Source organism: Vibrio sp. Y2-5 (assembly GCF_014596725.1).
GTDB lineage: Bacteria > Pseudomonadota > Gammaproteobacteria > Enterobacterales > Vibrionaceae > Vibrio.
In genome coordinates this window covers 75,656-89,529 of sequence record NZ_JACVEG010000012.1, presented here as the reverse complement: position 1 = coordinate 89,529, position 13,874 = coordinate 75,656, and the positions used below count along the sequence as shown (strand labels likewise).

General features: G+C 44.0%; 6 protein-coding genes and 1 riboswitch. Of the genes, 2 read left to right on the top strand and 4 right to left on the bottom strand.

All coding sequences use genetic code 11. From position 1 onward, the window contains the following. Window positions 1–809 precede the first annotated feature (809 nt). Entirely contained in the window at window positions 810–2,141 is a 1,332-nt protein-coding gene (locus HUO09_RS20115; protein ID WP_175579674.1) for a sodium:proton antiporter, read from the bottom strand. A 196-nt stretch (window positions 2,142–2,337) separates the two neighbouring features. Between HUO09_RS20115 and metH the strand changes: the two genes are divergently transcribed. Next, entirely contained in the window at window positions 2,338–6,018 is a 3,681-nt protein-coding gene (gene metH, locus HUO09_RS20110) for a methionine synthase (RefSeq protein WP_188235133.1), read from the top strand. 57 nt (window positions 6,019–6,075) lie between these two features. Here metH and lysC read toward each other — a convergent pair whose 3' ends face one another. After that, window positions 6,076–7,428, bottom strand: a complete 1,353-nt coding sequence (gene lysC, locus HUO09_RS20105) for a lysine-sensitive aspartokinase 3 (protein ID WP_188235132.1) — start codon at window positions 7,426–7,428, stop codon at window positions 6,076–6,078. 117 nt (window positions 7,429–7,545) lie between these two features. Next, a riboswitch (Lysine riboswitch) is annotated at window positions 7,546–7,723 on the bottom strand. A 255-nt stretch (window positions 7,724–7,978) separates the two neighbouring features. Here lysC and HUO09_RS20100 point away from each other — a divergent pair. Further along, on the top strand, window positions 7,979–9,100 hold the full coding sequence (locus HUO09_RS20100; protein WP_188235131.1) for an alanine--glyoxylate aminotransferase family protein: 1,122 nt from the start codon (window positions 7,979–7,981) through the stop codon (window positions 9,098–9,100). A gap of 38 nt (window positions 9,101–9,138) precedes the next feature. Here HUO09_RS20100 and HUO09_RS20095 read toward each other — a convergent pair whose 3' ends face one another. Together HUO09_RS20095 and uvrA are read right to left on the bottom strand one after the other, a co-directional pair. Then, on the bottom strand, window positions 9,139–10,905 hold the full coding sequence (locus HUO09_RS20095) for a PglL family O-oligosaccharyltransferase (protein WP_188235130.1): 1,767 nt from the start codon (window positions 10,903–10,905) through the stop codon (window positions 9,139–9,141). Between the two features lie 105 nt (window positions 10,906–11,010). Further along, complete coding sequence (gene uvrA / locus HUO09_RS20090; protein WP_188235129.1) at window positions 11,011–13,833, bottom strand: excinuclease ABC subunit UvrA; 2,823 nt, start codon at window positions 13,831–13,833, stop codon at window positions 11,011–11,013. Window positions 13,834–13,874: the final 41 nt, after the last annotated feature.

Below are 13,874 nucleotides of genomic sequence, written 5' to 3'. Positions count from 1 at the left end.
CACGCCGGGGGTCGCGGGTTCGAGTCCCGTCCACTCCGCCACTTATTAAGTCCCTAGTAGCAATACTGGGGATTTTTTGTATGTGGAGAACGCAGAGCGGCAGTTCAGTTGGTTAGCTGACTTACCTTGAAAGAAGCGGCCTGTCACGCTGCCGCAGGCATTCTCGGGTTCGAGTCCCATCCGCTACTTATTTGAAGCCTCAGTCGAGAGACTGGGGCTTTTTTAACGTCTGAAGAAAGTCGAACGGATGTGGAGCGGAAGTTCAGTGGTTTTTCTTTACTTAAGAGAAAGCTGGGCTGTTACACGGAAGGACGTGCTAAGCAAGATAATAGAGAGTCCCGTCCGCTCCGCTATTATTTTAAAGCCTCGTCAGGAATGACGAGAGCCGAGTTCAGTTAGTGTTAAACGACGATAGAGCATCAAAGCAATATATTGAGGTATTTTTTACTTTAAAAATGTGATTTCTTCTACTCGTGAGGCAGAGTAGTTACTTCCTATCTCTTCAATCCCTTTCCCCTTTCCCCTCTCCACACAGTAATAATAAAGAGCGAAGCTGAAACTTCGATATTTGAGAAGATGCTTGTTGATGGGGCTACTGGGTCGCTACCTATTGTTATATTTAAACAATGGCTTTATATGTAAATAGAGCTACAACTATCTCGTTCTTAGAGTATGGAGATGTAGGGATAAGTAATGGTGGGACGTTCTGATTGGTAAAGAAAAATTTTCCCTGTTTCTTTGGTCAATAACAAATGGCATAAAAAAAAGCAGCAACCTAGCTAGGTTGCTGCTTTCCTGAAGATTAATGCTTAGATATTTTGTTGTTGGCTTTCTTGTACATCGCTATGTTGAGTACTTTGTTCTTCCATCTCTTTCTCTTTCAGTTTGGCTTTTTCAATCATCGGAGTGATTGTAGAACCTTGAATCAGGATAGAGAACACCACCACAGCGTATGTCATTACCAGAATCAGCTCTTTAACGTCTATAAGCTTATCTGGGATGACCATCATTCCTGAAGGTATTGATAGTGCCATTGCTAAAGCGAGACCTCCGCGTAGTCCACCCCAAGTTAAGATCTTTATCGACCAAGGGTTATATTTACGGTAACGCTTGAAACCTATATAGGATACAAACACGCTAGAGTAACGCGCTGCCAATACTAGTGGTACAGCAAAAGCCATTAAGATCCAGTCTTCTTCGTGGAATTCGAAAAGAAGCATCGACATACCGATCAACAGGAACAGCACACCGTTTAAGAATTCATCCACCAACTCCCAGAAGTGATCGAGATGTTCTTCACTCTCTTTAGAGAAACCAATAAAACGAGTCCAGTTACCAATCATGATCCCTGACACCACCATAGCTAACGGGCCTGACACATGGATTACGTCTGCAAACACATAACCAGCGGTTGGCACACCGATAGTCAGTAAGAGCTCCATTGAGTGGTCGTTGGTTGCGCTAATCAAGTAGTGGAACAGTAATCCTAATAGAAAGCCGTAAATGATGCCGCCAATCGCTTCTTGTGCAAATAATGCGACTACACTTCCTACTGTCGGAGCTTCTTTACCGAATGCGACTGTAAAGATAGTCACGAATATGACTAAACCGAAACCGTCGTTAAACAACGACTCACCCTCGATCTGGGTTGAGATTCGTTTAGGAGCGTTGAGCTTTTTCACTATAGCTAATACTGCAATCGGGTCGGTTGGCGAAATGAGCGCGCCGAACAATAAGCAGTAAACAAGACCTAAATGAATACCGATAAAGTAACAGAAGCCATAAAGGCCAAATCCGATGAAGAAAGTAGAAAATAGAGTGGCGCCTAGTGCGAGTACCGTAATCTCCCATTTTTGATCTTTTAAGTGAGGGAGTTTGATACCGAGACCGCCTGCAAATAAGAGGAAGCCTAAAATCCCTTTTAAGAGAAAGCTCTCAAAATTTATGCTGGTAACTGTTTCAGTTGCAATTTGAGTGAGATGGAACCAGTCATTTTGACCAGCAATAAGGATAAGTAATGAGAGCACCATGGAGCCAGCAGTGATGGCTATTGTGGTTTGCATTTTACCTATCTTGCTGTTTAAAAAAGCAATCATCATCGCAGCAGCAGATAGAAAGCACAGAGTATAGTAGACCGTCATTTTCTTCTTCAAATGTAACCAAATGTGAGCGAAATTGTCCTTTGATGATGAACAAATAGCAAACACTTTTTACCTATAGATTTATCAATTTTATAACGAGCCCATTTGTGGTATTTAGATGTTTTAGACGTCTAGATTTCTAATCAATGTGTGATAGGATGTCGAACAAGCAATAAAGGAATAATGAGGCTGTACTGTGGGAAGTAATCTAAAGCACCAGATTGAAGCGCAATTGAAGCAACGTATTATGTTGATTGATGGTGGCATGGGAACCATGATCCAAGAGCATAGATTGCAAGAGGAAGATTATCGTGGTGAACGTTTTGCCAATTGGCATTGTGATCTAAAAGGAAATAACGATCTCTTAGTTCTCACTCAGCCTCAGTTGATTCGAGGAATTCACTCCACTTATTTGCAAGCGGGTGCTGATATCCTTGAGACCAATACCTTCAACGCGACGACGATTGCTATGGCGGATTACGACATGCAGTCTTTGAGCGAAGAAATTAACTTTGCTGCAGCCAAACTGGCACGTGAAGTTGCGGATGAATGGACGGCAAAAACACCGGATAAACCTCGCTATGTTGCAGGTGTATTAGGGCCGACCAACCGTACCTGTTCTATTTCTCCTGATGTAAACGACCCGGGTTACCGCAATATCGAGTTTGATCAGCTAGTCACCGCTTACTCAGAATCAACACGTGCATTAATTAGAGGTGGTAGCGATCTGATTTTGATCGAAACCATTTTCGATACTTTGAATGCGAAAGCGTGCGCTTTTGCTGTTGACGCTGTGTTTGAAGAACTCGGCATCGAACTGCCTGTGATGATCTCAGGTACTATCACTGACGCATCAGGTCGTACTCTGTCAGGCCAAACCACAGAAGCATTCTATAACTCTTTACGTCATGTTCGCCCAATTTCCTTTGGTTTGAACTGTGCGTTGGGCCCTGATGAGCTGCGTCAATACGTCGAAGAGCTTTCTCGTATTTCAGAGAGCTATGTTTCTGCACACCCGAATGCGGGGTTACCAAATGCATTTGGTGAATATGACTTATCACCAGAAGATATGGCGGAGCACATTGGTGAATGGGCTCAAGCTGGGTTTCTGAACTTAGTTGGTGGATGTTGTGGTACTACCCCTGAGCATATTGCGGCAATGGCTAAAGTTGTTGAGGGTGTTGCTCCTCGTGCGATTCCTGAGATCAGCGTAGAGTGTCGGCTGTCCGGTTTAGAGCCTCTGAGCATAGCGCCTCAAACATTGTTCGTTAACGTTGGTGAGCGTACTAACGTTACGGGTTCTGCTCGCTTCAAACGTCTTATTAAAGAGGAACTCTATGATGAGGCTTTAGACGTTGCTCGTGAGCAAGTCGAGAATGGCGCACAGATCATTGACATCAACATGGATGAAGGCATGTTGGATGCGATGGCTTGTATGGAGAGATTCCTTAAGCTGTGTGCATCAGAGCCAGAAATTTCGAAAGTGCCAATCATGGTTGACTCATCGAAGTGGGAAGTGATTGAAGCTGGTCTGAAATGTATTCAGGGCAAAGGGATCGTTAACTCGATTTCGCTAAAAGAAGGCGAAGAGAAGTTTATTCATCAAGCGAAATTGGTTCGTCGTTATGGCGCAGCCGTTATCGTTATGGCGTTTGATGAAGTAGGGCAAGCGGATACTCGTGAACGTAAGATCGAAATCTGTCGCCGCGCCTATCATATTCTTGTCGATCAAGTGGGTTTTCCTGCGGAAGATATTATTTTCGATCCGAACATCTTTGCTGTTGCAACCGGTATTGATGAACACAACAACTATGCTCTCGATTTCATCAACGCCGTTGCAGATATCAAACGCGAACTTCCACATGCAATGATTTCAGGTGGTGTGTCTAACGTCTCTTTCTCTTTCCGCGGTAACAACTACGTACGTGAAGCTATCCATGCGGTGTTCTTATACCACTGTTTTAAGAATGGTATGGATATGGGCATCGTAAACGCGGGTCAGTTAGAGATATACGATAACGTGCCAGAGAAACTGCGTAATGCGGTAGAAGATGTCATTTTAAACCGCGATGACGGTGCCACAGAGCGTCTGTTGGAAATCGCTGAAGAGTACCGTGAGAATGCTGTTGGCAAAGAGGAAGATGCCTCTTTACTGGAATGGCGCACTTGGCCAGTTGAAAAGCGTTTAGAACACGCACTTGTTAAAGGTATTACCGAATTCATTGTTGAAGATACTGAAGAAGCGAGAGCCAAAGCGACCAAGCCTCTTGAAGTGATCGAAGGTCCATTAATGGACGGTATGAATGTCGTCGGTGATTTGTTTGGTGAAGGGAAAATGTTCCTGCCACAGGTGGTGAAGTCTGCTCGGGTTATGAAGCAAGCTGTGGCTTATTTAGAACCATATATTAACGCAATGAAGCAGGCTGGCTCGACCAACGGTAAAATCTTGTTAGCAACCGTGAAAGGCGATGTACACGATATCGGTAAGAATATCGTGGGAGTGGTACTGCAATGTAACAACTATGAAATCATCGACCTTGGCGTGATGGTTCCGTGTGAAACAATCCTAAAAGTCGCTCGCGAACAGAATGTCGATATTATCGGTCTGTCTGGTTTAATTACCCCATCTTTGGACGAAATGGTTCACGTGGCGAAAGAGATGGAACGCCAAGGATTTGAGTTACCACTACTGATTGGTGGCGCAACCACATCAAAGGCGCATACGGCGGTTAAAATCGAACAGAACTATCATCAGCCAGTCGTGTATGTAAACAACGCATCACGCGCGGTTGGCGTATGTTCAGCATTACTTTCTGATGAACGTCGTCCTGAATTTATTGAGCGTCTGAACCTTGATTACGAAAGAACTCGTGAGCAGCACGCACGTAAAAAGCCGAAAAGTCGTCCTGTGACTTTAGAACAAGCCCGAGCAAACAAGGCTGCAATTGATTGGCAAACATACACACCACCGGCACCGGTAAAACCGGGTATTCATGTGTTTAAAGATTTTGATGTTTCTGTCTTACGTCAGTACATCGACTGGACGCCATTCTTTATGACTTGGTCTCTGTCTGGAAAATATCCTGCAATTCTTGACCATGAGTTGGTCGGGGAAGAGGCTCGTAAGCTGTTCAAAGATGCGAATGACTGGATTGACCGTATCGAAACCGAAGGGCTTATGAAGGCGAACGGTATTTGTGGTCTGTTCCCTGCGGCAAGTGTGGATGATGATATTGAAGTGTATGCGGATGAATCACGCCAACAAGTGATTAAAGTGCTGCATAACTTGCGTCAGCAAACCGAGAAGCCAAAAGGTGCAAACTACTGTCTATCCGATTTTGTGGCGTCTAAACACAGTGGCAAACAAGACTGGGTAGGTATGTTTGCTGTGACGGGCGGTATTGGCGAGCGTGAACTGGCTGACGATTTCAAAGCCAAAGGTGACGATTACAACGCGATCATGGTTCAAGCGGTTGCTGACCGTTTGGCAGAAGCTTTTGCTGAGTATCTGCACAAGAAAGTGCGTACTGAGATTTGGGGTTATGCTCCTGATGAAAATCTAAGTAACGAAGATTTGATTCGCGAAAAGTATCAGGGTATCCGTCCAGCTCCGGGTTATGCAGCGTGTCCTGAACATACAGAGAAAGGTGCAATCTGGGAATTGTTAGGTGTGCAAGAGAAAATAGGTATGGAACTGACAACCAGTTACGCCATGATGCCGGGTGCATCTGTTTCTGGCTGGTATTTCTCACATCCTGATTCCCGCTATTTTGCTGTTGCTCAGATCCAAGATGATCAGGTTAAGAGTTACTCAGAGCGTAAAGGTTGGGATATCCTTGAAGCCGAAAAATGGTTAGGCCCTAATATTAACGGTTAGGATATTTACGAACGAAAATAACAAAGGTCACCTTATGGTGACCTTTGTTTTATCTGATTAGCGATTTTCAAACAGATCTAAATGAAGCTTCTGAATTACCGCTTTAGATTCATGAGCATCGACTAAGAAACACAAGTTATGGTCACTTGCGCCATAACAGATCATGCGCAAGTTAAAGTCACCTAAGGTGCTGAATACTTCTTTCGCATAGCCTTTAGTTTCCATATGGTTACCAATCAATGCTACGAGGCAAAGGTTGTGTTCGACTTCTACAGTACAAAGCTCTTGTAACTCTTCCTTGGCTTCTTGAGGAAGCTCAGGTGCACCGCCTGATGTGTCTGTTTTATCGAGTGTCAGTGACACACTGATTTCAGAAGTGGTGATCAGGTCTACAGAGATTTTGTATTTCGCTAAAACCTCAAATACTTTGGCTAAGAAACCATACGCATGGAACATTTTTGCGCTGCGTAATGTCACCATAGTTTGATTACAACGCAGTGCTAGTGCTCGGAATTGTGGAGAGTTTTCTACATGTTGACGAATCCAAGTGCCGCCTTTATCTGGATTTTTTGAAGAGCCCACAAAAACAGGGATTTCATGACGAAGTGCAGGCACCAATGTAGAAGGGTGTAGAATTTTTGCGCCAAAGTTCGCCATTTCCGATGCTTCACTAAAGCTGATCTCTGGAATTGGAGCAGCTTTCGGTGCAATACGTGGATCGGTAGTGTAGATCCCAGGAACATCCGTCCAAATCTCTAAACCAGAAGCTTTTACTGATTCTGCAATCAGCGCTGCAGAGTAATCACTACCGCCACGACCAAGTGTTGTGGTGTTACCTTGTTCATCAGAACCGATAAAACCTTGAGTAACTACAACATATTCAGCGCAAAGTGGTGCAAGCTTTTCTTGCGCCAGTTTAGCCATCTCTTCGATTTGTGGTTCAGCTCGGCCGTAATGGCTATCTGTTCTTAATATTTCACGAATATCAAAGCGAACGGTATTAACACCGCGCTCACGCATCAACTGGGTCAAAATATACGTCGACATCAGTTCGCCGCAAGCGACCAAATGATCTGTCAGTTTTTTGCTGGACTGAAATGATGCAGCTTCGGCAGCGCTAGCGATGCCATCTAGCATCGAGTGAACTTCTTTTTCTACTTGGGTTGGTTCAGCCAATTGGTCGATAATCGAATCATGAATATCAGCCAACTGTTTCATGATGCTTAATCTTTGGTCTGCATCCTGAACGCCATTAGCAAGTTCAACAAGTAAGTTTGTTACGCCAGAGCAGGCACTGCTGACGACTAATCGTGTTTGTGGGTTATTTTCGATAATTGCAGAGCAACGGCTCATTGCTTCAAAATTTGCAACACTTGTTCCACCAAACTTGGCGACATTGAATGCGCTCACTACATTTCTCCCAGACTTCCTAGAAATTAAAAAGGTTGGTAATCCAACTTCCAATGTTTTGAAGAGAGTTTCTTAGAGCAAAATAGAGGGGTGTAACAACAGGCAGGTTGTATCAAATTCCTCAGAAGCTCTTCATCAGCATAGCACTGATGACAGTTGGAGGGATTCAACCCTGACAACCGATAAACCAAATCCACAACCTTGGTTTATCTCGGCACTGCTCCCCCTGAATGTTTTGTTTTGGAGTTGAGGCTCCACAAAACATCTGCCTGGGCAGTGCTCCTCTTCTGTTACCCCATTCTGCTTAGTGTTGTATTAATGTGGCCAAATGTGGTCACCTATAACAACCCCAATAAGATAGGGATAAATAGTCCACTCATTGAACGGTTTTGTGAAACTGTTGTCAATTGTAAATTTGTGATAAATGAAAATAAATATGTCGAAATAGTCAGGCAGCATAGACCTCTGTCGAATTGTCGTCGTATTGTTTCTGCCGTACTCTACATTTTCGTCCGTGAAAGCTTATTACTAATAATAACTGGGAGCACCTATGACTATACAAAGTTTCATCCCTCCGCACCGAATTCTTATGGGACCCGGTCCCTCTGACATCTCTCCTCAAGTATTGCAGGCGCTGAGTCGTCCGACAGTAGGGCATTTAGATCCGCTGTTTGTCGCTATGATGGATGAGTTAAAGGTGCTACTCAAATATGCTTTCCAAACAGAAAACGAGTTTACCATCGCGGTTTCCGCTCCAGGGAGTGCCGGTATGGAGGCGTGTTTCGTCAATTTGGTTGAGCCCGGCGATAAAGTCATTGTTTGCCGAAATGGTGTTTTCGGTGAGCGCATGCGTGAAAATGTTGTCCGTTGTGGTGGCATTGCTATTACGGTGGATGATGAGTGGGGAACGCCAGTCTCTATCCGCAAAGTGGAACAAACTATCAGTCAGCATCCCGATGCTAAGATTCTTGCTTTCGTCCATGCTGAAACATCGACAGGGGCTTTAAGTGATGCTCAAACACTAGGCGCTTTGGCTAAGCAAAATAATATGCTGACGATTGTCGATGCTGTGACTTCTTTAGGTGGAGTACCACTGCTGGTGGATGAATGGCAATTGGATGCGGTTTATTCTGGTAGTCAGAAATGTCTCTCTTGTGTTCCGGGATTATCACCGTTGACTCTGTCAGAAAAAGCAATTGAAAAGATCCAAGCGAGAAAGACTCCGATCCAAAGTTGGTTTTTAGATCAGAGTTTAGTTTTGGGGTATTGGAGCGGTGGCAATAAACGTAGTTACCACCATACTGCACCCGTGAACAGTTTATATGCGCTGCACGAAGCATTACTGATTTTGAAAAATGAAGGATTGGAAAATGCTTGGTCTCGTCATCAAGCGATGCATGAAAAACTCAAGCTTGGTTTAGAAAAAATGGGATTCAAGTTTGTCGTGGAAGAAGGGTATCGCTTACCACAACTGAATGCCGTTTACATTCCAGAGGGTGTTGATGACGCTAAAGTTCGTAGCCACCTTCTCAATGAATACAACTTGGAAATTGGCTCTGGACTTGGAGCTTTAGCAGGCAAGGCTTGGCGTATTGGTGTTATGGGCTATGGAGCTCGTTCTGAAAATATCGCCTTGTGTCTCAGAGCATTGGAAGAATCTCTGACTCAGTAACGCTAAAAATAAAAAGGTGGCTTTTGCCACCTTTTTATTTACTCAAAATTTGTCTCTATTTGTTCTGGATTATCAACTAAGCCCAGGTATTGGATATGGCTAAAATCTAAAGCGGGAAACAAGAAAGCGGCCTCCGTTCTGGTTTGTTCAGCTCGGCTCGTATCACCAATAGCCTGATAAGCCTTAATTAATTTCTCATACAAATCCGGTCTCGGTTTGCTTTGAATAATCTTCAAAGACCAGTCGATATACGGCTGGATGTACTCGAACTTTTTCTCATCTAATCCGAGATCTAAATACGTGCTGTACATTTCCCAATCCAATCTGTCTTTGATGAGCACCGGATTAACGACTTTATTCAATATATCCAGTTGCTTCGGATTGGATGTTTCAAATTTAGTCAGGTAGAAATTGGTATGAAGGACACTTGCCATATAAAAACAGGTGGCGACAGGTAGAACTAAACTCGTGATTCGTAACAGTGTTCTGCTGGCTTTGCTAAAACGAAACACTCGATATTTGGCAACGCGTTGGTCGATCCAGAACAGTAATATCATAAAGGTTAGCCAATGAATGCTCGACTGGTAGAAAGGTGCATCGACTAGGCTGTGGATAACGATTGGCAACAACAAAGCGAACATAGCCAACCGAGTTCCTTTCTTAGCTGAATATATCCGAATCAGCACAAAGCTCGCAGCCAAAGCCATACCTAATACTGGTAATAGCCCACCTTCAATTCCCCAAAAGAGAAACTCATTATGAGGATGTTCCATTGATGGAATTCCTGCTTTGTAGTTTGGATTGAGCTGATGCTGTCTAGCGGTATACAGGATATAACTCGACTCAAACTTTCCGTAACCATAGCCTGTAAATGGCTTTTCAATCAGCATGTCGATGGCTTGAGGTAGAACGATGCTGTAAGGCACGGATGAAAGGTAAGGCTCATTATCGCTGTTTTGATGGTGATGTAAATACACCGTGCCTAAGCCAATAATTAATCCAGCAATTGTCGCCAAAACCCAGTTTGTAAAACGTTGGCGAGGTGAAAAACGATACAGATACGGCAATATGAGTAGTACACCTATCGCAGCAGATATCCAACCAACCAGAGAGTGCAAGACTATGAGTAGCGGGATTGATATTACAGGTGTGATGTACAGTAAGCTCACTTCACTGAGTTTTTTATTGTATTTTTTCGGTTGGCGAGCCAAGAGGTAACCTGAAACCACTAGGCCTGTGGCAAGGAAGCTAGCCATAACATCAGGATGCTGAAAGATGCCGTAAGGCAGGTTTCTTACGGTGTCATAGTTAAAGACGTTTTCAGTGTCTAAGAAGCTGTATTGGTAAATACCAAATAGTGCTTCAATGAGGCTAGCAAAAACAATGTACAGAAGTAATTTCTGTTTGTTTTTATTGCTGAAATGAAATTGCTGTAGAACTAAGAAAAGTGAAAAACCAGCCCAAAGACCAATAATTCGTGTTAGTTCGCTGTACCACTGTGCATTGGAAAAAAACAGCGGAAGTGTCATGATCACACAGCACACCCAAAGACCAATAGTCAGTTTGGAATACCGCAGGTGCTGATAGCTGCTCATTTGATACAAGCCAAGCGCTAAGGGAACACTGATTGCAATCCAAGTTGTGGCATTGAAGGGTAACGATAATCCATCGCCACTTAAATTGGGCATAAAAACGTGCATTGCTATGAGATAAACAAAGCTAACCGCGATCAGAAACGGTTTGTTTTTAGGCACACTCGGTGCTTGTGGCTCAAGTTGAGTTCCGCTTAACAGCAAGGTTGCCATAAGTGTTTCAATGTCCTTTGCGAAGAAACCTGCTTTGTCTTAGCAGGCAAATTAGGGCTGACAGGCCCTAATTTACCGTTTTTTTTTCGTTTCTACAGATTTTTTCTATTTCAACATAGGTTTTAAGAAACGAGCGGTATGGGAAACTTTGCTTTTCGCTACATCTTCAGGTGTACCTTCCGCAATAATTTCACCACCACCTTGTCCTCCTTCGGGGCCTAAATCAACGATCCAGTCTGCGGTTTTAATCACATCAAGATTGTGTTCAATAACCACAACTGTGTTCCCGTGATCGCGCAGACAATGCAGTACATTAAGCAGTTGTTGAATATCGTGGAAATGCAAACCTGTAGTGGGTTCATCCAAAATATAAAGTGTTTTACCCGTGTCACGTTTAGACAGTTCTCGCGAGAGTTTGACCCGTTGAGCTTCACCACCCGACAATGTCGTAGCCGACTGACCGAGACGGATGTATGACAAACCAACGTCCATTAGCGTTTGCAGTTTACGTGCTATCACTGGCACAGGCTCAAAGAACTCATGAGCGTCCTCAACGGTCATGTTAAGGACTTCATCAATCGTTTTGCCTTTATAACGAACTTCTAAAGTTTCACGGTTGTAGCGCTTTCCTTTACACACATCACAAGGGACGTAAACATCGGGTAAGAAGTGCATTTCGACTTTGATTACGCCATCGCCCTGACAGGCTTCACAGCGACCACCTCGGACGTTGAAACTAAAGCGTCCCGGTTTATAGCCACGAGAACGGGATTCTTGAGTTCCTGAAAAAAGCTCACGAATCGGCGTGAATATACCTGTATAGGTCGCAGGATTTGAGCGTGGTGTACGGCCTATTGGGCTCTGGTCGATATCAATCACTTTATCGAAATGTTCTAAACCTTTAATTGATTTATATGGTGCGGGTGTTGATGTCGTTGCACCATTTAACGCGATATGCGCGATATTAAAAAAGGTATCGTTAATCAGCGTTGATTTACCTGAACCGGAAACCCCTGTTACACAAGTAAATAGTCCAACAGGAATAGAAAGATTCACATCTTTTAAGTTGTTACCAGATGCTCCAAGAAGCTCTACCGTCTTCTTCGCATCTTTTGGTGTTCTTTGTTTTGGTATTTCAATCTCTTTTACGCCACTGAGGTATTGCCCTGTAAGAGAGTTAGGGTTGTTGATGATATCCGTGACATTACCTTCAGCCACTACGCTACCACCGTGGACACCCGCGCCAGGGCCAATATCAATAACGTGATCAGCCATGCGAATCGCGTCTTCATCATGCTCAACTACAAGAACGGTATTCCCTAAATCTCGTAGGTGTTCTAGGGTTTTAAGCAATCTTTCATTATCTCGCTGGTGGAGACCGATAGACGGTTCATCGAGAACATACATTACACCGACCAGTCCCGCGCCAATTTGACTCGCCAAGCGGATTCGTTGTGCTTCACCACCTGAAAGAGTTTCGGCACTGCGTGATAAGTTTAAATAGTTCAGACCGACATTGACCAAGAACTGCAAACGATCATTCACTTCTTTCATGATCTTTTCTGCAATTTGAGCTCGTTGACCTTCAAGTGTCAGAGATTGGAAAAACTGAAGCGCATCAGCAATGCTAAGTTCTACCACTTGCGGTAGTGGCGTGTCATTGACGAAAACGTTGCGGGCTTCGAGGCGTAAGCGTGTACCTTCGCAATGGCTACATGGTTTGTTGGAAATGTATTTCACCAATTCTTCGCGAACAGAATTGGATTCCGTATCGCGATAGCGACGCTCAAGGTTATTCAGTATTCCTTCAAATGGATGTCGCTTGACTCGGATGTCACCTCGGTCATTGATATAGTTAAATTCGATTTCGGTACGACCAGAACCGTAAAGAATGATCTCTTTGATCTTTTTGCCGAGTTTGTTGAATGGAGTCTGTAGGTCAAAGTCGTAATGGGCAGCTAAAGAGCTGAGCATTTGGAAGTAATAGTAATTCTTTTGATCCCAACCACGAATAGCGCCTTCTGCTAAGCTCAGTTTCTCATCTTGAATAACTCTGCTTGGGTCAAAATACTGTTGTACACCAAGGCCATCACAAGTTGGACAAGCACCGGCTGGGTTGTTGAATGAGAACAAGCGAGGCTCAAGCTCACGCATGCTGTAACCACAATGCGGACAGGCAAAGTTGGCTGAGAATATTTGCTCTTCGCCTTCCTCATCCATTGGTGCAACCACAACATTGCCACCTGAGAGCTCCAACGCTGTCTCAAATGATTCGGCTAGACGTTGTTGCAAGTCAGAACGTACTTTAAAACGATCAACCACGACTTCAATCGTATGCTTTTTATGCAGTTCAAGTGTCGGTGGATCGGACAAATCGCAGATCTCGCCATCAATTCGCGCACGAATAAATCCTTGAGCCGCTAAATTTTCCAGCGTTTTAACATGCTCACCTTTTCGCTCTTTAACGATAGGAGCAAGCAGCATCAACTTTGAGCCTTCAGGAAGCTCTAATACTTTGTCTACCATTTGGCTGATTGTTTGAGCGGCAAGTGGAGTTTTATGTTCGGGACAACGAGGTTCACCGACACGAGCAAACAGCAATCGCAAATAATCGTAGATTTCGGTAATAGTTCCCACAGTTGAACGCGGGTTGTGTGATGTCGACTTTTGCTCAATAGAGATCGCCGGTGATAGACCTTCAATGTGGTCTACGTCTGGCTTTTCCATCAAAGACAAGAACTGGCGAGCGTAGGCAGAGAGAGATTCCACATAACGTCTCTGGCCTTCGGCATATAATGTATCAAAGGCTAAAGAAGATTTCCCTGAACCAGAAAGTCCGGTAATGACGATCAGTTTGTCACGGGGAATCGTGAGATTGATATTTTTCAGGTTATGGGTTCGAGCACCACGTACTTCAATTTTGTCCATTTGATTTGCTCTGTCTTTGGCTTCGTTAAAGGCTAAGTCGA